21 protein-coding genes are annotated in these 21,395 nt (G+C 55.1%); 9 read left to right on the forward strand and 12 right to left on the reverse strand.

The genetic code is table 11. The annotated features are described in order from the left end of the window. Window positions 1-56 precede the first annotated feature (56 nt). Genes ACOQPC_RS03750 through ACOQPC_RS03765 form a run of 4 tightly spaced genes read left to right on the forward strand, consistent with a single transcriptional unit; the run spans window position 57 to window position 2,442 of the window. A complete protein-coding gene (locus tag ACOQPC_RS03750) occupies window positions 57-371 on the forward strand; it encodes an SCP2 sterol-binding domain-containing protein (RefSeq protein ID WP_420607327.1) in 315 nt (104 codons plus the stop codon). A 57-nt stretch (window positions 372-428) separates the two neighbouring features. Next, complete coding sequence (locus ACOQPC_RS03755) at window positions 429-1,277, forward strand: alpha/beta fold hydrolase (RefSeq protein WP_420607328.1); 849 nt, start codon at window positions 429-431, stop codon at window positions 1,275-1,277. Continuing rightward, window positions 1,274-1,630: a hypothetical protein gene (locus tag ACOQPC_RS03760; RefSeq protein WP_420607329.1), complete on the forward strand. Its 357-nt coding sequence runs from the start codon at window positions 1,274-1,276 to the stop codon at window positions 1,628-1,630. The genes ACOQPC_RS03755 and ACOQPC_RS03760 overlap by 4 nt, the downstream gene beginning before the upstream one ends. Further along, window positions 1,630-2,442 carry a hypothetical protein gene (locus ACOQPC_RS03765; RefSeq protein WP_420607330.1) on the forward strand — a complete coding sequence of 271 codons (813 nt, stop codon included), beginning with the start codon at window positions 1,630-1,632 and terminating at the stop codon, window positions 2,440-2,442. The genes ACOQPC_RS03760 and ACOQPC_RS03765 overlap by 1 nt, the downstream gene beginning before the upstream one ends. Before the next feature lie 32 nt (window positions 2,443-2,474). On the opposite strand, the gene ACOQPC_RS03770 is transcribed toward ACOQPC_RS03765, so the two are convergent. Next, on the reverse strand, window positions 2,475-4,265 hold the full coding sequence (locus tag ACOQPC_RS03770; protein ID WP_420607331.1) for an FAD-dependent oxidoreductase: 1,791 nt from the start codon (window positions 4,263-4,265) through the stop codon (window positions 2,475-2,477). Between the two features lie 144 nt (window positions 4,266-4,409). On the opposite strand from ACOQPC_RS03770, the gene ACOQPC_RS03775 reads away from it, so the two are divergent. The 4 genes from ACOQPC_RS03775 to ACOQPC_RS03790 all read left to right on the forward strand — a co-directional run bounded on the left by ACOQPC_RS03775 (window position 4,410) and on the right by ACOQPC_RS03790 (window position 10,885). Further along, window positions 4,410-6,722, forward strand: coding sequence for a TonB-dependent receptor (locus ACOQPC_RS03775; protein WP_420607332.1), 2,313 nt, complete (start codon window positions 4,410-4,412; stop codon window positions 6,720-6,722). 40 nt (window positions 6,723-6,762) lie between these two features. Continuing rightward, window positions 6,763-8,688, forward strand: a complete 1,926-nt coding sequence (locus ACOQPC_RS03780) for an aconitate hydratase (RefSeq protein ID WP_420607333.1) — start codon at window positions 6,763-6,765, stop codon at window positions 8,686-8,688. A 110-nt stretch (window positions 8,689-8,798) separates the two neighbouring features. Then, the gene (locus ACOQPC_RS03785) at window positions 8,799-9,155 is read left to right on the forward strand and encodes a winged helix-turn-helix transcriptional regulator (protein ID WP_420607334.1); all 357 of its coding nucleotides are present in this window, start codon (window positions 8,799-8,801) and stop codon (window positions 9,153-9,155) included. Between the two features lie 575 nt (window positions 9,156-9,730). Continuing rightward, window positions 9,731-10,885 (forward strand): epoxide hydrolase family protein, encoded by a 1,155-nt coding sequence (locus tag ACOQPC_RS03790; protein ID WP_420607335.1) that lies wholly within the window; start codon window positions 9,731-9,733, stop codon window positions 10,883-10,885. Between the two features lie 49 nt (window positions 10,886-10,934). Here the strand turns inward: ACOQPC_RS03790 and ACOQPC_RS03795 are convergent, their stop codons facing one another. The 5 genes from ACOQPC_RS03795 to ACOQPC_RS03815 all read right to left on the reverse strand — a co-directional run bounded on the left by ACOQPC_RS03795 (window position 10,935) and on the right by ACOQPC_RS03815 (window position 14,888). Then, window positions 10,935-11,180 carry a hypothetical protein gene (locus ACOQPC_RS03795; RefSeq protein ID WP_420607336.1) on the reverse strand — a complete coding sequence of 82 codons (246 nt, stop codon included), beginning with the start codon at window positions 11,178-11,180 and terminating at the stop codon, window positions 10,935-10,937. A 242-nt stretch (window positions 11,181-11,422) separates the two neighbouring features. Continuing rightward, on the reverse strand, window positions 11,423-11,614 hold the full coding sequence (locus ACOQPC_RS03800) for a hypothetical protein (protein WP_420607337.1): 192 nt from the start codon (window positions 11,612-11,614) through the stop codon (window positions 11,423-11,425). A 185-nt stretch (window positions 11,615-11,799) separates the two neighbouring features. Further along, the gene (locus ACOQPC_RS03805; RefSeq protein ID WP_420607338.1) at window positions 11,800-12,939 is read right to left on the reverse strand and encodes an MBL fold metallo-hydrolase; all 1,140 of its coding nucleotides are present in this window, start codon (window positions 12,937-12,939) and stop codon (window positions 11,800-11,802) included. A 461-nt stretch (window positions 12,940-13,400) separates the two neighbouring features. Then, window positions 13,401-14,321 (reverse strand): MBL fold metallo-hydrolase, encoded by a 921-nt coding sequence (locus ACOQPC_RS03810; protein WP_420607339.1) that lies wholly within the window; start codon window positions 14,319-14,321, stop codon window positions 13,401-13,403. A gap of 3 nt (window positions 14,322-14,324) precedes the next feature. Further along, a complete protein-coding gene (locus ACOQPC_RS03815) occupies window positions 14,325-14,888 on the reverse strand; it encodes a TetR/AcrR family transcriptional regulator (RefSeq protein ID WP_420607340.1) in 564 nt (187 codons plus the stop codon). A gap of 137 nt (window positions 14,889-15,025) precedes the next feature. On the opposite strand from ACOQPC_RS03815, the gene bdcA reads away from it, so the two are divergent. Continuing rightward, complete coding sequence (gene bdcA, locus ACOQPC_RS03820; protein ID WP_420607341.1) at window positions 15,026-15,739, forward strand: SDR family oxidoreductase; 714 nt, start codon at window positions 15,026-15,028, stop codon at window positions 15,737-15,739. Between the two features lie 184 nt (window positions 15,740-15,923). Here the strand turns inward: bdcA and ACOQPC_RS03825 are convergent, their stop codons facing one another. The 6 genes from ACOQPC_RS03825 to ACOQPC_RS03850 form a co-directional block, all read right to left on the reverse strand. Further along, the gene (locus ACOQPC_RS03825) at window positions 15,924-16,454 is read right to left on the reverse strand and encodes a hypothetical protein (RefSeq protein WP_420607342.1); all 531 of its coding nucleotides are present in this window, start codon (window positions 16,452-16,454) and stop codon (window positions 15,924-15,926) included. 14 nt (window positions 16,455-16,468) lie between these two features. Then, a complete protein-coding gene (locus tag ACOQPC_RS03830; RefSeq protein WP_420607343.1) occupies window positions 16,469-17,191 on the reverse strand; it encodes a hypothetical protein in 723 nt (240 codons plus the stop codon). Between the two features lie 59 nt (window positions 17,192-17,250). Continuing rightward, complete coding sequence (locus ACOQPC_RS03835; protein WP_420607344.1) at window positions 17,251-18,540, reverse strand: hypothetical protein; 1,290 nt, start codon at window positions 18,538-18,540, stop codon at window positions 17,251-17,253. 160 nt (window positions 18,541-18,700) lie between these two features. Further along, complete coding sequence (locus ACOQPC_RS03840) at window positions 18,701-19,009, reverse strand: excalibur calcium-binding domain-containing protein (RefSeq protein ID WP_420607345.1); 309 nt, start codon at window positions 19,007-19,009, stop codon at window positions 18,701-18,703. A gap of 183 nt (window positions 19,010-19,192) precedes the next feature. Then, on the reverse strand, window positions 19,193-20,479 hold the full coding sequence (locus ACOQPC_RS03845; RefSeq protein ID WP_420607346.1) for a hypothetical protein: 1,287 nt from the start codon (window positions 20,477-20,479) through the stop codon (window positions 19,193-19,195). Next, window positions 20,472-21,224, reverse strand: a complete 753-nt coding sequence (locus ACOQPC_RS03850) for a hypothetical protein (protein ID WP_420607347.1) — start codon at window positions 21,222-21,224, stop codon at window positions 20,472-20,474. Before ACOQPC_RS03850 ends, ACOQPC_RS03845 begins: the two co-directional genes overlap by 8 nt. Window positions 21,225-21,395 lie beyond the last annotated feature (171 nt).

Here is a 21,395-nt window from a genome sequence, read left to right on the forward strand (position 1 = left end):
GAAAAGCTTTCGCCAATTGCGCATAGTTATCGAATAATTTTAGGAGAGAGGCAGATATGTCCGACATTCAGATGTCGAACGAGCAGATCGTTCATAAGATGAATGACGCGCTCGCGCTTAACGGCGGCTTGAAAAAATCCATCAAATTCAATTTTGGCGATGATGGCATGATCTTTGCCGAGGGCACCCATGCGGAGCTTGTGGACAAGGATGCGGCCTGCACCGTCACTGTCACGAAAGACAATTTTCTTGGAATCGTATTCGGCGGCAAGGATCCGATGATGGCGATGATCTCGGGCCGGCTGAAGCTTTCGGGCGACAGGTCGGTCGCAATGAGCCTGCGCAGTCTGTTTGGCTCGATGGAAGCATGACCTGTCTGCCGGCGACCGCCGACATTTTTACAAACTGATCATTAGGAGCGCCCCGACGTGTTCGAGAATCTAGAAAGCAAGTTTATTGAAGCAGATGGCCTGAAAACTCATTATGTAGAGCAGGGGGAAGGCCCGCCACTTGTCTTGATCCACGGCGGCGGTGCCGGAGCAGATGGCCGCTCGAACTTCTTCCAGAATTTTCCGACCTTTTCCAGCAACTATCGCACGATCGCTTACGATATGCCCGGCTTTGGCCTGACAGCAAAGCCTGACCCAGAGGATTATGTTTATTCTCAGGAGAACAGACATAAGCATCTGATCGCCTTCATAGAAGCGCTCGGCTTTGGCCCTGCTCATCTCATCGGTAACTCGATGGGTGGCTCTGCCGCCTGCGGGGCAGCGATCAACCGGCCCGATCTGGTGCGCTCGCAAGTATTGATGGGCGCCGCAGTCAATGTGACGGCCAAAGACATGTCGGAACAGCGCGAGCGCATGGGCAAAGTGCTTCATTTCGACGGAACGCGGGAAGGCATCGGTCGCCTGATGGAGGCGTTGACGCACAGCTACAAGCCGACACAGGAACTCATGGCCTATCGCCATGAAATGGCCACTCGAGAAGATACGCAAATGGCATTTCAGGCCATCATGGCGTGGGCTGGCGCAAATGGGCTTGCTTATGACGAAGCCGAATTTGCCGATATCGATGTTCCGACCTTGGTGGTCGCTGGCCAGGACGACATCATCGTCACGATCGATAAGGCTTATGATTTGCTGGCCAAAATACCTCATGCCGAAGGTCATTTTTATCCAGATTGCGGCCATTGGGTCATGGTCGAGAAACCTGACCAGTTTTGCGAACTGACGATGAACTTTTTCGCGCGCACGGACAGGGGGCTGAACGGATGACTTCTCCTAAGGTCAAACTCGACACAATCGCTATTCGGACAGCGAACACGTCCATGCCGGGCGGCTGTGTCGAAAGCGCCGAGGTGTCGCGTATCCAGGATATGATCCAGGATACACATAAAATCGAAGGGCATTATGATCGTTTGATCACCGACCTGGACGCGGTTTTTGACGATTATGACATATCTCCTGAAGCTCGCGAGATATTGCGCGACGGCAACCCGCCGCAGGTTCACGCCGCTTTGGGCATCCATGCAGTGCTCTGCATGCAATGGTCCACTTTCGTAAACGAAAAGATCCGTGAACATGTGGTTGCGGACTCTGCTTTCCTCAAAGAAATGGAGGCTTTCTGATGGGCCAGATCGTGGGCGCTTTCGGCGTGTCGCATATCCTTATGGAGCGTAAGGGCGTCGAGGAAGCGGCAGACCGGGTTTTCTCCGGCATGAAGACGATACGCACGAAAATTCAGGCGCTCGCGCCGGACCTGCTCGTGATTGTAACCAACGACCACATGTATAATTTCGACACCGATCTCATGGCGCCATTCGTTGTCGGGATCGGATCCGAATATACCACCTATGGCGACATGAAGTTACCAAAGAAGACCATTCGGGGCCATACGGAGTTTGGCATTTCCCTTGTTGAAACAGGTGCTGCCAACGGATTCGACATTAGCGTCACTCGCAAGATCAAGGCCGATCACGGGCTAGCCGTTCCAGCTTTGATGTATTCCCCTGGCGGTGAGCTGCCGATCGTTCCGATCCTGACCAATCCCAATATGCGTCCGTGCCCGTCACCCGCGCGAGCACATGCGCTGGGTAAGGTTCTTCGCCAAACGATCGAGGAAAACCGCCCCGAGGGTGAAAGAGTCGTGGTTTTGGGAACAGGCGGACTGTCCCACTGGCTGGCTTTGCCCAAGATGGGTCAGGTCAATGCCGAATATGATCATTGGGTTCTTGATCGGCTGAGCAGCGGCAAGGCCAGTGAGGTTGCTCGGCTGGAAGCGCATGAGATTGCAGAGAAGGCGGGCAACGGAGGACTCGAGACGATAAACTGGCTAGTGATGGCTGGAGCCGTCGAGGGATCACATGGTGAGGTGCTTTTCTACGAAGCGATGCCTTCTTGGCTGACCGGCATGGCTGGGCTGGAAATGCATGTCGCTTGATATCTTCGTCCGGTAGTAAACCCTACCCAGCCTCATTCCACATTTTGCGGGGGTAGGGCGAGGATTTGCCGCATGACCGCTTCCAGATTATTCGATTGTGCTGATGTCTGCGCGCGCCAACCTATAAACATATCTGGCCGAATGAGCAGGGCCCCATCCTCTTCTATCTCCCGCATAGTCGCATAGTCGCCGTAGATGTCGTCATGGTCGTGGCCGGGACCGATCATGTGACATTGTATATCGACAGAAAGACGCTCGGATGAAGCCGCCGCGGCTTCGATCCAAGCCTCACCGCCAATTCCCGTTAAAACGGTAAAGCGTCCTTGGCCGCAGAGGTCGAGCGATGAGACCTTCCGCTGCCGGCGATCGAGTAGCCATACATGGGGCAGATGCCATCCCGGTCTGGTGCCGGGTTGGTGGTGAAAATCACGGTCCTTGGCAAAGCCGGGATCGAGCGATCCGTCGCTTACGAACGCCCCCTCGCTATAGCGTTGGTTGAGCTCCGCTCCCAAAGTGTTGAAGCCAACGAGTGTAGCATCGATAGCTTTGCGGATCCGAAGTCGCATAGCGGCTCCATCTGCGGTTTTTTCCTTGCGCTTTTCAAGGATCGCTTTGTGAGCTTCGGCGCTTTGAACTCCGCTAAGTCCCATCGCATCGACCAACGGCGGGATCGTGCCCATACTTTTGTTGGCGCGCTTTACGACATATTCACCAACCGGCTGGCGCTCGAGGGAATAGCTGTCCAGAAGCCCCGCACCGGCTTGGCCCTTCAGCACCAGAGCCAGCTTCCAGGATAGATTATAGGCGTCGCCAACACAGGTGTTGGACCCTAGACCGTTCATTGGCGGATGCCGGTGAACGGCATCGCCGACGCAAATTACCCGGCTTTTCGAGTATGCCGTCGCATACACATCGTTCACGGTCCAGGTCGAGATGTCGAGGACATCCACGTTTATCCTGTTCTCACCGATCAGGCTGAAAATGATCTTTTTCGCCAGTTCGTGGGTCAATTCAGGCGGACCAGTCTCTTCGTCATACCCCGCGGTAGCGACCCAGTGGTCCCATGGTTTGACCATTCGTAGAACACCGACGCCGTGACCGCCCATTCCATTCCCAGGTTGCAGCAGCCAATACATGTCGCCGCGCCGGTGGGATACATATTGGCTTAGGTCACCCTTAAAGTAGACTCCGATTGACCCGCCTTTGGCGGTCTTGCTGACGAAGGATAAACCGGCGTCCTCGGCGACTTGCGATTTGGCTCCATCGCAGCCGATCAGGTAGCGGCAACGAACCGCATAGTCGCGCTTTTCCAGCCGATCGCGTAGATAGACCGTCACGCCATCGCGATCCTGTTCATGCCCGAGATATTCGGTCAACCATCTGATCACGCTTCCCGATTGAAGGGCGGTGCGCACTAATAGGGGTTCCATTTCAGTCTGCGGAAGATCGCACACCGAGCAGGGACTGGCGAGATCATGGTCCATCTTCCAGCGGGGATGGTTATACCATGTAAGCATGCGTCCGATCTCTTCGCCAACCAGATCGCGCGCGTAGACATGCTCTGCCATGCTGTCTTGCGGCGTTGCAATTGCGCGTGCCGCATCTTCGATGCCCAGATCGCGAAAGACCTCCATTGTGCGCTGGTTGGTAATGTGAGCGCGTGGGGTCGGCGCGGTGCTGGAATATTTGTCTATAAGCACATTCGAAATACCCATCATGGACAGGCATGCCGCGGCCGTGCCGCCAGATGGTCCGCTCCCCACGATCAACACATCAGTGTAAAAACTTGGCTCTGCCATTGGCTGTTTGTCCTCACTTACCAAGACCAATGACTCCAGATTCGAAAGGGAAAAAACCACTTAACAGGTCGGACGAACAGCCCATACCATAAAGAACTGTTTATCCGAGTAGGAAATGTGCTACAGGAAAAATTGAGGCCAAAAGGCTCATAAAATGGGAGAGACCTGATGAGGATTATGCGGGCGATGCTTGTCTTTACGACCAGCGTATCGGCTATGGCGGCGTGTTCCGCTCATGCCGCGACACAAGAATTGCAGCAGGATGCGCCAGCTGAAGACATTGACGATATGCCTGCCGATGTTCAGGAAGTGCCTTCCGCTCCAGCTTTGGATGAGATCGTGGTGACCGCCAATAAGCGGGCCGAGTCAACGCAGGATGTCCCCATCGCGATTTCGGCTTTCAATCAGGAGCTGTTGAACGAAAAGGGCGCCAACGATCTGGTTGCGATTACGACTCAGGTTCCCAGCCTGACGCTCAACGCCACGCAAGGTGTGGTCCGAATTTCGTTGCGGGGCGCTGGAAACGATTCTGTTTCAACCGGTTCCGATAACGGGGTCGCCTTTCATTATGATGGCATTTATTTCGGTTCAGCTGCTTCCAGCCTGTCTGACATCTGGGATGTCGAGCGCGTGGAGGTTCTTCGAGGACCGCAGGGAACCCTGTTTGGGCGCAATACGACCGGCGGCTCCATCAATGTCATCCCTGAGCGTCCCAAGGACTATTTTGAAGCCAAGGGCGATGTCTCTTACGGTAATTACAATTATCTTCGGTTCCGCGGAGCGCTAAATCTTCCTGTGGCCGATGGCTTAAATACACGATTTTCTTTTACGAAAACCGATCGCGATGGTTTTACGAAAAATACCTTTCCAGGCCGCGCTGATATCGATGATGCGGACAGTTACTCGCTCCGTGCACAGGTTTCGGCTGATATTTCCGCGGATGCGAATGTCCGTTTTTCGTTCATAACAAGCAAGAACGACGACAAATCCAACCAAGGCGTCCGCATTGGCGACACCTATGATGCATCCGGCCCTTTTGCCCCCTTCTTCGCTCAGGCATTTGCTGCCGCTCAGCCCAAAAATACTGACCCGCGTGTAACGCGGCAAAACTTCGACTCGCTTTCCCGCACGAAACTTATTGGCGGAGCTATCGACTTTGAGTGGGATCTTGGCAGCGTCATTTTCCGCTCAGTAACCGGTTATTTCAACACCGACCGCAACGTCAATTCTGACTGGGACGATTCCGAAACCGATGCCATCCATCTGTTCACTGGCGATGATTCGGATCAGTTCACTCAAGAAATCCAGCTGCTGTCGGATTACACCTCTCGCTTCCAATGGATCATTGGCGCGACCTATTTTGACTTTTCGAACAAGAACGAGGTTTTTCTCCCGATCGGCGAGGTAGCCAATCGTCCAGGTCCGTTTTTCGGCAAACAGATTTTCCAATCCGTCAATTCGCAGATAGATGTGCTGTCCTATGCTATCTTCGGTCAGGGATCTTATGATTTGACCGACAAACTGACGCTGACTTTGGGCGGGCGGTATTCGTGGGACGAGAAAGAAAGCACAACTGCTTTCCATCCGCCGATTAACCCGTCGACGATGGCTGGCGCGCCGCCTACAGTTCCACCTCCAGACTTTCTCCTGAATTTTGGTGCTCGTTTTGACAACAGTGAACCGACAGGAACAGCGAAGCTCGCATATGACATAACCGACGACCAGAATGTCTATGCTTCCTATTCTAGGGGCTACCGCGCCGGTGCGCTAAATCCATCGGATCCAGTGAACCCCATTGCGGGTTCCGAGAATGTGGATTCCTACGAGATCGGGTCGAAATCACTACTTTTCGGCCGGCGTGTCGAGCTTAATCTGGCGGCATATTATGCCAAATACACTAACATTCAGATCAACACCTTTCCCTCCGTAAATGCGGTTCTGGTAAATATTCCCGGAGGCGATATCTACGGCCTGGAAGCGGACTTTAAGGTATTGGTTGCCGAAAATTTCCGGATCGATGGTTCATTGGGCCTCATCAATTCCTCTTACGATGATTTTGTCACTGGGAATCCCGGAAAGCCTAATCCTGCGGCCATGGGAGCGCCGACGCAGGAGAATATCGGTGGCAACCGCTTCATCAACACGCCTGACGTATCGTTCGCGATCGGCGGCATCTATACCGTTCCCACGGATATTGGCGACTTTTCGCTGCGAGGCGACTTCGCTTATCGGTCGAAGATCAATTACGAGGTTCAGAACAATGCCGATACGACCCAGGACTCCTACACTAAGACCGATTTGCGCCTGTCCTACAAGCATATTTCGGAGCGGTGGGGCGTAGATGTTTGGGTGCAAAACTTGGAAGATGAGGATGTGGCACTGACACTGCTGCGCCCGGGCGCAGCGCTCGGAGCTCAGGTTCCAATCGGGTATTTCGCCCCGCCTCGCACTTATGGCGTGACGCTACGCGCTAATTATTAGGCATGGCCATCGATACCGACAGGAAAGGAATGGCCGGGTCTTGCCGCACAGCCTCTCTCGAAAGTTGATTTCACGCTTCTTGCTATCGGGAGATATGGTTGCCGGTAGGGAGATTGGCTTGCGGATGGAGCAAGCTCTGCTGCAGGATGTGCTTGGCGCCTTGGTCATGCTTGAACTTGAAGCCATGGACATTGAGCAGGTCAAGACCAAACCGAGCGTGCAATATATTGACCATGCTTTGGTTCAATCCGATGAGGTAAACGCAGACAGTCATCTCTTCCTTAAGAGCGCATGCGCGCGATTTGGTATCATTTACTCTGGGCCCGGCAACGGTATCAGCCATCCGGTGCATATGGAACGTTTCGGTGTGCCCGGACAATCGTTGGTGGGCAGTGATAGCCATACGCCAGCAGCAGGCGCGCTTGGAATGCTGGCGATCGGGGCGGGCGGCATCGAAGTCGCGCTCGCAATGGCGGGCGAACCTCTTTATTTGCCCATGCCAAAGATCTGGAACATCGAGCTCACCGGCATTTTGCCTGACTGGGTTTCGGCCAAGGATGTCATTCTAGAATTGCTCCGCCGACACGGTGTAGCGGGTGCGAAAAATTTCATCCTCGAATATTCGGGGTCCGGTCTCGATTGCCTATCGGCAATGGATCGGCACGTTATCGCAAATATGGGTGCTGAGTTAGGAGCGACCACCAGCGTTTTTCCAAGCGATGCAGCGACGCGGCAGTTTCTAGCGGATAATGGCCGTGCAGATGTGTGGGTGCCCTTGTTTGCTGACGATCGATGCAATTACGACAGAACCGAAACCATCGACCTTGGCAGCCTGGTCCCATTGATTGCGAAACCGCAGTCTCCCGACAATGTCGTGCCCGTTTCCGAAGTGGCCGGAGAACCGATATATCAGGCTTATATCGGGTCCTCGGCAAATCCCGGCTACCGGGATTTTGCAGTTGTCGCCGATATTGTTGCCGGGAAAACCTGTGCCCCCGGCGTGTCCTTTGATATTAATCCGTCTTCGCGGCGCGCGCTTTCGCTATTGGCGAAACAAGGCAAACTCGGCCTCCTGATTGATGCAGGAGCGCGGTTGCATCAGGCAGGTTGCAACGGTTGTATTGGCATGGGGCAGGCACCGGCGACAGGGCGCAATAGCCTACGAACCGTGCCGCGGAATTTTCCTGGCCGCTCGGGCACGATAGAGGACGCGGTGTTTCTCTGCAGTCCCGAAACGGCCGCAGCTTCGGCGCTTGCTGGCGTGATTGCCGATCCGCGCGAACTCGAAATGAGCTACCCGAGGATCGAAATTCCAGGATTAGGCGCGGCAGACGATGCGGGGTTGATATTTCCTGAGCCAGGGCACCGGTCGGAACTCTATCGGACCAAACATACGCCGACGCTCCCAGATCTCTCCCCGCTTCCGGTTGAGCTGGAATTGACAGTTCTCTTGACCTTGGGCGATGATATTTCGACCGATGACATCATACCGGCGGGCGCGGTGCTACCCTATTGGAGTGACGTCTTTACGACCGCGGATTACGCGTTTGCGAGGGTTGACAGCAATTATCCTTCGAAAGCGCGGGCGATGGACGGCGCGCACGCGATCGTCGCGGGGAACAATTACGGCCAGGGATCCAGCCGCGAGAACGCGGCGCTGGTTCCACGGCTGCTGGGGCTACAGCTTGTCATTGCCAGGAGTTTCGCACGGATCCACTGGCAAAATCTGGCGAGTTTTGGTGTAGTGCCGCTAACTATAGCTGGCGACGACGATCCGATCCAGGAGGGCGATATCGTCCGTATTTCCGAACTATCCAAGCAGTTGAAAGCGAGCCACCAAATTTCTGCTGAAATCCAAGCGAGCAGCGGTGCAAAAAGAGCCTTTACCCTACAACACGATCTTAGTGTGCGGCAGATCGAGGTAATCTGCGCAGGCAGCGCCATGAATTGGGTAAAGTCTTCGTAATAGGCCATGCGCGCTTGCCTTAAAAGGCGAAAAACCGGTGAATTCTATGCAATAGATTGGTAAGGAATTCCGAGGTCTGCGCCAGTCTGTCAGCAGGCGAGGAAGTTCTGGTGCGCACCATAGTCTCGCGTGCAGCGGACAAATGGAGTCTGTGGACACTCAGCCTGTTAGCGACCAACGGGCCGCTGCGCTTCTCACGCTTGCTCGAGCAAGTGACCGGAATTAGTCAGAAATCTTTAACCGTTACCCTGCGCCAGCTTGAGCGTGATGGTCTATTGACGCGGACGGTTACTGTCCCCTCCCCCATCAGGGTCGATTACGAAGCGACGGCGCTTGGTATCGACCTGATCCGACATGTCGATCCGCTATGGACCTGGGCAGCGCAAAACCACGATGCGTTTACGCAGGCACGCAGCAATTATGATAAGGCGATCACGCACTCTGGCTCAATGCGGTCAGAGAAATGACGGTTGGCGTAGTTTAGATAAGCGGCATGGTATGGTATTCTGGCCGCAAAGCTCGCATCGTCAAGCCATCTCTTCCAATTAGTAGTGCGCGAAAACGACAGCGAACGCTTCCTCTCCCACCGCGGTCGCGACGCGCTCGACGGACGGGAGCCTGACATCGCCGGCCGCGAACGAGCCGGGCACGCTGGTCTCCAGGAAATGCGAGGCGCGCTTGAGTTTTCATTCGTTTGGCATTTTCCCTTTCTTCAGCAGTCGGTTCCGGTTTCTAGGAACAGTCTCGGTCCCGCACAATGAGCCCGCGGAAGCCAAAGCGGTCGACCATTTTGGTAATTGAGCCGGTGAGCCAAGATGGTTTGCTTTGGCATAAAACATTGATTGCATCGATGGATCATTGGCGATTTGGACGCACTTTTGATCGCTCAGGCGAAAAAAGCACGGGCTTGGATTTTGACATTTTTGAATGCCTCAATATCTCTTGTTACCTTGGGGTGCCTGATTGCGGTCAGCGAAGGCAAGCGCCACGTGCGGCTATGAAGCGAGCTATATCGCTTGCTAGCCCCGTGAGGATTTTTGCGATGACAACGACTGTTCAACCCTTTCATCTGCATATCGCCGAAGCCGAACTCGACGATTTGCGCGATCGGCTTTCGCGGACTCGCTGGCCTGATCCGGAAACGGTTGACGATACAAGTCAGGGGCCGCCGCTCGCCAAGATCCGCGCGCTGGTTGATTATTGGCGCGAAGGTTATGATTGGCGCCGGTGTGAGACGATGCTCAACAGATTTGGCCAATATCGCACTGAGATCGACGGACTGGGCATTCATTTTTTGCATATCCGTTCGCCCGAATCCAATACAATTCCATTGATCATGACGCATGGTTGGCCGGGCTCCGTATTGGAGTTTCGCGATGTCATTGGACCGTTGACTGATCCGGTCGCGCATGGCGGTTCCGCCAGCGATGCTTTCCACCTCGTTATACCCACGCTGCCCGGTTTTGGTTTTTCAGATAAGCCGACTGCGACGGGCTGGAACCTCGACCGCATTACCGATGCGTGGATCACGTTAATGGATCGACTTGGCTACGAGCACTGGGGCGCACAGGGCGGTGACTGGGGCGCGGCCGTAACCAGCATGCTCGGTTACAAGGCCCCGCCTTCGCTGATTGGGATCCACCTCAACATGGTGCTGTTTCAGCCAACCGACGAGGAGCGTGAAAACGCAACCGCTGAAGAGCAGGAGATGCTTGGCCGGATGCAGCGCTACGAGGAGCAGTTTTCAGGCTATTACAAGCTGCAGAACACGCGCCCGCAATCGATCGGGTTCAGTCTCGCCGATTCTCCTGTTGGACTCGCCGCTTGGATATATGCGTTGTTTCAGGATGTTTCAGGCAGTGACGGTAAACCGGAGGACGTATTTACATTCGACGAGATGCTCGACGATATCATGCTTTACTGGCTTCCCAATGCCGGCCCGAGCTCCGTCAGGCTCTACTGGGAAGCGATGCGGTCGATGATGAAGGGGGGAATGCCTACACAGCCCATGTCGACGCCCACCGCGATCAGCATGTTTCCTGGAGAGCAGGGCGGTATTTCCAGGCGCTGGGCCGAACGTCGTTTCGCCAACCTGGTGCATTTTAACGAAGTGGACCGGGGCGGTCATTTTGCCGCCATGGAGCAACCCGAATTATTCGTGACAGAATTGCGGTCGGCATTCGAAGGTATGCGCTGATCGGCGAAGCGCTCTGTGAAATCCCAGGTTCTGATAAGGCTTTTCTCTCTTAGTGAGCAGTCCCTGCAGCCTGGCACGCTCGCTCGTAATTACCTGCTGCCGCGCGCAAGATAGTTGGAATCTCTTTGGCCATTCCAGCTTCCTCGAGGGTCCGCAGTGAAGCTTCAAGCAGACCGCTCGATAGCCTCTTCAAGCTGACGTTGAGCCCTAACGCGCTGCGTGCAGCATCTCGGATAGCGTTTTGCTGCTCGAGGGTGATGGTGACCTGCGCGCTACGTTTTCGTTCAGACGCCATGCCTAGCTCCCTTGAATGTGAGTCTTGCACCGGCAGTTCTAGAGCTATGTAAGGCGGCCGCCATACATTCTATCGCTGCGCAAGCGGCACGGATACAGGCCAGGCATTAAGCTACTCGCATATCGCAAAATAATATCGTAAAATCGCCAACGCGATTAGAAGCCTCACATTTTTGAAATGCTCGCTAATCGATTTGCATTTTTAACATTCAGGTCGTTGAGATTATTGGCTTTCCGATCTCGTCAGGCCGCGACATCGGAGACAATGCTTTCTAAGCCAGCAGGGCGGATCAGCAATTCTCTCGCGCGCATCGAGTAACTCAAGCTCAGCTCGTCGTGCACCACGCTTGCTTCGGTCTTGCCGAGCCTGATCCCCTGGATGGCCTCCTGCTCAGCGCGCTGAAGGTAATAGTCCAGCTGAAGCTTGGCATGCATGGTTTAGGCTCTCTACAATTGGATTGCACAATCTTAGGCAGCGATGATTGCGGCATTATGGCAGCAGACAACACAGCGGCTGAACCGAAACGATTTTACGATAATGTGAGACAATCGCTAAGATGCATTCGACTAGATGCATCTAATGTGGCAATAATTTGCTCACAGAAAATAGCCAGTCAATGCTATTGAAACGCTTCCGAAAACATGAATTTCGATCCGACATAAGACCGGATCACTTTTTCGGGCATAATCCGCAGCGCCTCCATGACAAACACATCACCTGTGCAATGCATGGGAACGATATAGGTTGGGTCGATCACAGCGAACTCCGCGACAGTCTGCCTGGCTTCGGCCTCGGTTCGCGGTCGGACGAGATGGAAACCGCCAACGACGGCATAGACTTTCTCGATGCCGGATATCGCCTGCGCGCGGCGGACCGAATTGATCACGCCCCGATGGCTGCACGATGCAATCACGATTAGGCCGAGGCCTTTGACCGCATAACATGTTGCAAGCTCGTGCTCGGCATCGTCGGGCAGTTCCGCCGCTGCCTGTTTTGCAGGGTTCAAGGCGGTGCGATCACAACCAGTTCCCGGCCGCATTCTGGTGGGGATTGCGGCGCGTTCAAAGCCGTTCATGGGGATAATGCCGGTAGTGAATGCGTGATCGGCGATCACCGCGGGTTCCGGGCGTATGATGACATCGAAGCCCGCTCTGGACAGCGCGAGACGGTCGAGCGCTCCCATCACGGGCGGGGGGTTGCCGATTAGCGCCACGCGCTCGCAAAAGGTTTCTTCACCGCCGACCGTAAGCGGAACGCGGATTTTGCCTCGCGCAGCATCCTCAAGCAATACTGGACCGAATAATCCGGGGAATCCGCCATAGTGATCGAGATGACCATGGCTCAGCACCGCCGCGTCGATCGTGACCGGATCGATGCCTAGCAAGCGCAGGTTGGTCGACAGCGCTTCCTTCGAATAGCCGAAATCGACGACTACGCGGCGGCGCTGATATCCGATGTTAGAGTCGCAGAGGATAGAAAGCCCAAATTCGCCGACCAGCGTTTGCGGCAGCATACGCGGAGCGTTGACCGGGCCGCCATTGCCCGCGCGAATAACTTTCATGCCGGGCAGATCGAGATTTTCCAGAAACGGACCAAATGTTGCCGCGTCTACGATCACTTGCAGCGAGAGACTATCAACCTGCGGGACGGTGAATGCGCGTGTGGCGCTAAACGAGCGCGTGGCAAACCCAAGCATTCCTGCAGCGCTCATTCCTAGCACTGCTCGACGGCTTGTTATCAGGCTTGGCAGATCGCGCATGTCCCGTCTCCGAGGAACGGAAATAGCAGAGAATTGCCGATCTGAATATAGATACTGCTAGCGATGGCGAGCAGCTTTGCGATTGGATCACTTCATCTGCTGACCGTGCGATCTTCGCCTGAGCTCTCGGGATCGCCATGGGGCGACCATGAGTGGTAAATGTGACGTGATAGAGCGTGTAAGAACCGATTTGCCGACACCGTTTTTCAGGTGAGAAGTCCAAACTGATTACGTATTTTTCCGTTCTTCCTTCCCTCACACGATTTGATTATTCAGCCCACTGGCGGAGAAAAAAGAGATTTGGAGCGGTGAAGTCGGCTGAAACAATTGGCTGGAAACTTCAGTGGGGCTGAAACAAATATTTCCGAGCGATATAGGTCGGAAGAAAGTGTCAGTAATAGTCGAACCGTGAGCAAGCAGACAAAACTGTGAAGTTTAAGTTTTCTTCCACGGCTTACCTATCAACGATCGACCTTAGCGCCCATTTGTTCAGCAACGATTCCAGCATCGAATGCTAGCATTTCCCTGCGTGTATTGCCTGCAACCCCGTCATAGAAGGGCCATTCCGCCTCAAGCGCGAAGACAATCTCATCTTGTTCGGCTACAGATAGGCTCTCGTCGGCTATGCGGGCTGCGACAAGATCGCGGAGCTTGGTCAAGAATGTTCGCTGCTCATTCGCTTCATCTGCCGTGATCGGCGCGGGACCATGTCCCTGATAAATTTCGAACGAGGCGTAAAGTCTTTCAATTTCGGCAAGCTGGCCGAGCCAGTTCTCGAGGCTTTCAAACGGCACCGCGGGCACGCCGACATTGATAAGATCACCGATAAATACCTGCTCGTTATTCTCGAGTGAGACGGCGAGTGTAGTCTCGGCCTCCGAGGGACCAAATTCTTGCAAGGTCACCCTTGTGCCATCGATGTCGAGGCTCTGTCCGTCTTGAACGATTATCGCATTTGCAAGCGCCGCATCGAGAGCTGACTGGGCGGCAAACCGCTCGCCATGCCGCTTGGCTCGTGCAGCATTATATCCCCTGCTGTCTTCGCGGATGGAGCGAAGAGCCGTGGCAGTCATATACACCTTGGCTGCCGGATAGGCCTCCGTCCACACAGGAAGCCCGCCATAATGGTCGGTGTGCGGATGGGTCACGAAGATCGCGATGATGGGTTTCGAAGTGGTGGCCTGAAGATGTTGGAGGGCACGCTCCGCTTCCGGCAAGATGCGCTGCGCATCGACGAGTATGACACCGCTCTCTGTCTCGATCCAATGGCTGTTGACCGAATCCACGTCGTTGACCTGGCTGGCATAGCTGTAGACCTGACCGGCCAAGGCAGGCGTCGATGTCGATATTGCGAGCAGAGCGGCGATTGTCAGTTTGAACATCTTTTAATCCCTTTTTTTGGAAAGAGTGGGTCCCCGGTCCGCGAGCAGTTCGCACAGGCCGTTCGCAGCGATCCGCGCGAACTCGAGCAGTTGGTCGCTGGTCATCCCGGCGCGCGCGCTGGCGGAAAGGCCAGCCAGCGCGATCATGGTCATCGCAGATACGTTGGTGCCGTGACCGGGATGGCCGCGCTCGACATAGTCCGCGATGAAGGCTTCTGTGGCGGCGCGCATATTGACGCATAGCGATCGAGCGCCCTCATCATGCGTCCCGTATGCGCCTTCCATGATCAGGCATCCTGCTGACGATCCTTCGCGGCTGTAATTGGTGGCCGCGGCCTTGAGCATGTTGCGCAGACCTTGCTTGACCGTTTTGCTACTGGAAAAGGCTTCGGCGATGAAGGCGCCGTCGCTGCTCGCATATCTTTCCACGGCTGCAGCGAAGATTCCCAGCTTGTTGCCGAACGCGGAATATAGGCTCGGCTGCTCAATGCCGATTTCACGCGCGAGCAGCGTTACGCCGACATTGTCATAGCTATGCGCATGGAACAACGCTTGCGCAGTTTCCACCGCGCGTTCGGTGTCAAACTTTCGCGGCCTGCCCCTTCGGGATATTATTTCTTTAGCCATCTCTAAAAAATGCCCTTGCAGTCTCCGTTCAGGTATTTATGTAGTGGCCTCTAACTTATTTGGCAAGGATATTGGAAATGACCGATTTTACCGAGAAGAACGTGCTCGTGATGGGCGGAAGCCGCGGCATTGGTGCAGCTGTTGTGCGCCGGTTTGCATCAGACGGCGCGACGGTCGCGTTCACCTATTCAAGTTCGGATGAGATAGCCGAGGCGCTGGCGGCCGAAACTGGCAGCGCCGCCTTGAAGGCCGACAGTGCCGAGCGCGCTGAGGTTGTTGAAGTGGTCGCGCAACAAGGTCAGCTCGACGTCATAATCGTCAATGCTGGTGTGCTGGTCATGGGTGATCCGCTCGAAACGGATGCGGATGCGATCGACCATATGATCAACGTAAATGTCCGCGCACCCTATCACGCTTTGGTCGAAACAGCGCGGCGCATGAATGACAATGGGCGTATGATTGTTATCGGATCCGTAAATGCCGACAGCATTCCTTTTCCAGGAGGTGCTGCATATGGGATGACCAAATCGGCATTGCAGGGAATGGTTAAAGGTTTTGCGCGGGATTTTGGAGATCGTGGGATCACCGTCAATGTTATCCAGCCTGGACCGGTCGATACTGACATGAACCCTGCCGACGGTCCTATGAAAGACATGATGCATAGCTTCATGGCTATTAAGCGCCACGCGCGCGCGGACGAGATCGCCGGAATGGCTGCTTATCTCGCCAGCGAAGAAGCAGCGGTAGTCACTGGCGCATTTCATACTATCGATGGCGGATTCGGCGCCTGAAAGCTTCAAGCGATATTGATCCTGAGCATGCTTGGCGAAGGACTGCGATCAGGGTGGTCATCGATCCTGCCTTTTATCCGAAAATGGGTCGGTTTGGGCATGGCGAACTAGCACTGGTTGGCGCTTCGCCCATAGCAGAGAACATCAATGCAAAATGGCTGGCGCTATCGGTTTTGGCGGTGCGTCATTTAGTTTTCGAAATCTTTCGAACCGGCGGACGAATCCTGCGCGCCGGCTCCTTTAGAACGGGGAGTGGCGGCATGACGACGCTGGCTTGTCCAAGCAAGGCAGCAAAAAGCGTGCGAAAATACGGATAGCAGGCAAAGCGTGCGACCCGGTTTATGAAGAGGCTGGCCGACCGCTTGTCTACCTTGCCTTCGACCGCATATATAATCAAATAGTCGCCTTCTACGATGATCGGCTTACGCTTCCCGTCAACACATTCAGCCTTGAAAATGATACGCCCCCACAGCCGCTCCTTTTCCTCGTCGACATCCCATTCAACCAGTTCGTCGCCGACTTTAAGATCCCAGCCCGTCCTGTCCACATCAAGCGCCGCAGGCTTGATTTCCGATCGGCTCGCGGTGAGGCGTAAATCAATCAGATTGGCCTTCGCAACGACTTGATTGTAGGCCTCCACATTAATAGTCGGCACGCTCCTTTTGAGCGGCCGCTTCGGTGGCTGTCCGCCCGCCTTTGCTTTGGCTGCTGTCATGCTAGATTTGGTTGTCATGCCGCCTCAAGGAGAGATAGCGTTTCGTCAATCTCGGCTGTTTCAGCATATGCCTCATTGCCCTCGGCGCCTCCGTGCAAAGTCTTTTTCTTCATGAATTTGAGCATCCAATCGCCTTCTATGACGACATAAGATGCTCGTCGCTGCTTCAGCTCCTGAAGGGCCTTCTGGCCCTCCGACGCTAGCGAAAAAGACGCTGACTTACCAAGGCTGTGCCGCTCAATTAGGCCGCTATCGAGCATCAACGTCAATACGCGCGAGAGGTTGGCCTCTTCAAGCCCGAGACGCTCGCGCAACGCGCGCCGCTCTATCGGCGCTCCGTCGGTCCTGGACATTTCCTCAAGCAGCTCTGAGACATGCAGTCGGCGCACGACCTGCTCGACAGGTCGTGCCTCAACAAGACCAACCCTGTCGTTAAGGAGTTCCGCTAGCACTTCGATCCTGGGACCCCAGGCTTTATTAACCTCATCGAACTGCGCGGAGACCGCATCGACAAGCGAATGCCATGCGCGAAGATCGGCCGACGCAATCCGGTCGCGAAGAATTCGCCCGGTAGCGATGCGCAGCGCTTCAAAGATATGCTCTCCGATTTCGCCCTTGGGCCCCGATTGCAGCAGGTCCGAGAGGGCTTTGCGTGCGTCCTTTGGTGCCAGCGTGGCGTTTTCAATCTGGCTCAGAATCACGCGCATGTCAGCGAAGGAGTTGCGGCTACGGTTCATATTTTTTCCCATCATAAAATTCAATTTACAACGATTTACACCTTCCACAAGTCTTTAGCTCAATCTTCGATTTTGCAGAGCGAGTAGGGCTCGCAGAAATGTGTTTCGGCGACATCGCGGGGCACGTGCTCAGGGGCGCGCAGCAAAAAGTTTGTGGGTTCGTCGTGAAAATTCCACAGCCCTTGCTGGACAACGAACGCTCTTCGTCGGTGCCCCTTGCTTAGTTCGGTTGCCCGGATAAGATGACCGTCCATCGTCTTCGCGTCGCCCATCGAAGCGACCAACACCACATCGACCGGCAGCATGGCCCACACATTGCGCTCCTGCAGGTCGCTAAAATCCTTGCAGATACATACAGAGGCAATGAAATCCTCGAAGACTAGAACGACGATTTCCTCGCCGCCAGTTGCGTCCTCGAAACCTGCATCCCGCTCACCATAAATAGCGATCTTCGAGAACCAGCAGATACAACGTCCGAGGGCATCAAGAACAGGTGCGCGGTTTCGCCTTACCCCGTCTTCATCGACCCGGTGCCACGATCCTGCCACTATGAGACCGTGCCCAGTGTCACGCCGCAGTCCTTCGTGTTTCAGCGCCTGTCTGATCAGCGCCAGCAGATCATCATCAACGGTGAGTTCCGGCCAGACGGCAAAATCGCATGCAGCGACGGCGGCAACTTGCTCTTTGACGAGTTCGTCCATTTTCTTGCAACGCACGCCAGTAACTTCAAACCGGCCCTCGCGATCGGCGTAGTCCAGCGCGAGGTCAGGAAATGCGGCGCCTCCACCGACCAGCGGGGCGGGCGCGGTCATAGCTCGAAGCGTTCTGGGAACATGCAATTTGACAGAGAGGCCCTCGATGGTCGTGGAAATGACGCGGTGATGTAATGTTCCGCGCTTGTCGTAACCAGCGCGATCGCCGTCTCCTTTCGCCATCTCGGGCACACGTGGACGGCGGGTGGGAATTACATAGCTGAGACCGGCCTGATCCATCCAGTGGGCTTCGGGGCTGCGTCTCAGCGCGTGGACGCTGGCGCTGTAATCCCTTAATAGCTCATCAAGCGTGCGTATCTGGATGGCTAAATCAAGTAGCACCCGGTTTTGCTGATATTTTCCGTTTGGCCAGTGCATGCCATGGTTCTCAACTTCCTTGGCATGGATTTCGGCACTGGACTGAATATCTGCCTCCCGCAGTTCTTGATATGCCGCACGCTGGTCCCGAGGGGCTGAACGCATAAGCCGGTCTGCTTCAGCTAGAAAATCGCGGAGACTTTCTCCTCCAATTTGCGCCTTTGTTTGGACGAATGAGGCAAAACTTTCGCATGCCCTGCCCCAATCCTTTTTGGTCATCGCGCCGTCTGTCATCGCTTTAATTTCCGAAAAAATGATGGGCGCCCGTGGTTTGGCGCGAAAGTAGGATCGACAGCCATATCAAGGCGAAACTTGCATAATTTAATTCATTTGTTCATCTTCGCCGATGAAGGATCGAAGATACCAAGAAAGAGCTGGCCTAGCGCCGGTATGGCTCGCAAGCAATTCCGTCGTCATCGCCGTCCAGCTCAGGTCGATAGCCTGGTTCTCCGTGATTGATCGGCGCCGTTCCTGCGGCGCGCGCTTCGCTACATCTGTTCAAGTAGTCACCCGGTTGAGGCGCTCGCCGCCGAAGCATGCCACTTGCAATGCCGATTTCGTTGGCGGCCCCCCTTATGGCTGTCCTTCCCTCCGGTGTCGTTGCTACAGATCCAACGCCGACAATCACGCCGATTATTGCAGCGGCAGTGAACAAGGTTCGCATGGACGATATGGCGATTGGCGTCATACCTATGCGATAATGATGGATGGTAAACAATCAGGTTGGGGGTGGGAAAATATTCGGGGATGAGGCCCCCTAATATCGCCTTCTTGGCTGTAGGAAGTGTCAACAGAAGCCGACTTTGATGTTCACCAAACCCTCTCAGGCGCCGCTCCTAACCTCTTGTCAGTAATTCTGGAGAATAGCGCCTCATAAGGCCGCGATCGTGTCGATTGGTAAGTAGAGGCGGCGTATCTGTTTGCGCACTGCGCCCCACTGCGTGGTGGCACCTAACGCATCCTCAATACCTTCGAGGCAATCCCGAATCTCTGCTAGGGCGGGGGCCGCCTCATCAGGGTGATCGACAGCCCGCGATACGGCGCCAGGCAATCTGGCCGCCGAAATTCGGACGTCGTCGAAGATATTTTCGAATTTGTCCGCGTCTTGGCCCGCTACCGCCTGCCTGAGACCGCCGAGGGCGCTTTGCAGATCGGACAGGATTTGGCCGAGCTCGCCGCCGCCCCTGCTCGTGCTGTCGGTGAGACTCGGGTTGTCGATTAAAAGCTCTTCAAGGTCCGCTCGGACGTCGTCAAACCGAGCTTCGATTACGGCCTCGCAAATTCTCCTCGATCTTCCAGCGTCGGTAAGAACTGCACGGTGCAATCTAAAAAGTCCGTTGTCGCGATGGTAGGCTAGGACAATGTCCGAGGTCGCTGCCAGTGGAGCATCCGAGCGCTCTTCGAGCAGAAAACTTGTCACCTCGCCGTCCCGGTCGGAGACGAGCTTCGGGAACATTACGACCCACGACCGGGCAAAGCTCGGTCGCGAAAAGTCGGGGTCGCCATCGACGGATTGGACACGTGCGAAGTGCAGATACCAGATTACGAGGCGGTTAAAGGTGTGGCCGGTTACCGCTTCGTTGGCACCCACGAAGCTGTGCATGGAAAAGAGGTGTATCGCGATCAGCAGAAGAGCCTTCTCCCGGCGTGAAAGCGAAGCGAGGTGGGGTATGTCCGCGGCGAGGCAAACAGCCAGGCCTGAGATGTCGGTGACGTAGTCCGCTTCCATGACCGCAGGCATGTAGAAGTCGGCGTCCTTGTATTGGTCTGATCCCAAGCCCTGCTCAACATGAAGAAGCTCATGCGCAGCGAAAAAAGTGAAGAAGGCCCCTATCAAGGGCCCGTCACCTGAGGGAAGCTTGCTGAGCGTCGTGATCAATTCGGGCACACTGCTGCCCCTTAGTCCATCGATAACACACCTTAACTGACGCTCGAAGCTTTTGTTGAAAGCGATCGTTTTGTCGTAGGTTCGGACTCGGAACCCTTGGTCCTTGGTGGCGCGCACCGACCAGCTTCCAACCGCTTGTCTGCAAATAGAGTATGCTGCGGCCTGATATATTGTTGGCACCAAAGCGGCTAGGGACTCGTCAGCCAGCGTGCTCATCCGCTCTGCGCAGTTGGCCGCGACATCGTCAAGAAGCGGAGTGACATCAGCCAACGCTCGCCCTTCCAACCTTGGGGTGCTGGGCGACGTCCGGGTGTGCGATTCTCCAATCCACTTTTTGTTGATCATCGGCATATAGCGCGATCTCGCTTTCAAGAAAGCGGGTGACCGGGGGGAGCGTCAGTGCCATCCTGCGCACATATGTCGTGCCTGTCCCAAGGCCATGGGTCATGCACGCTTGGCGTCGGCCTTCAATTGCCTCCCGCAAGATATTTGCTGCCTTGACCACTCCGGTCTGGATGACAGGGAATACAAAATTATCCTGTCCGCATCGGATTGTCGTATGCTCCGGATCGGCGGAGAAGCCCGCGAGCGTTTCATTAATGGCATCGATGGGACCGACCGTGGTTTCGAGTCCGACTGTCGTGGAGATGCCGTCCTCGTGGAGGACCGTGGCGACGTTCATGATCGCATTTGCGATCATTACCTCTCGCACCGACGGATACCAGTAGGAAAGCCTCCTGCATACCTCGACGTATTTGATGAGAACTGTCCTCCGCCCGTCGTTTTCGCTGCGGTCGTCGAGGTCTTTCGTGACCGTTAGAGCGAGATAGCGTTTGGGATCGGCCTCGTCGACAAGACAGTGGCAGGTCAGATCCTTGACTGCCGAGTCGAATTCGAGCTCCTTGATCGTCCGCAGGTGGCCCGTTGGAGCGGTCGCCAAAAGGCCGAGCGATCGCTCGCTCGACACCATCATCCTTATGCAGCCGGCCGTAACCGGTTGGAGGTTCGTATGCACAAGACAGCTCCCTGTTCCCGCCACGATATGCGCTGAGGCGATTCGCAGTTAGCTTGCTCTAAGCACAAAACCCTGCTTAAATCAATTTTAACCGGAATAAGGCAGATTTTTGAGTGTTAGGTAATTCTTGTTGCAAAAGAGGCGTGAGACTGCTATTGGCACATATCGCGT

Source organism: Novosphingopyxis sp. (genome assembly GCF_965218915.1).
Taxonomy (GTDB): Bacteria; Pseudomonadota; Alphaproteobacteria; order Sphingomonadales; family Sphingomonadaceae; genus Novosphingopyxis.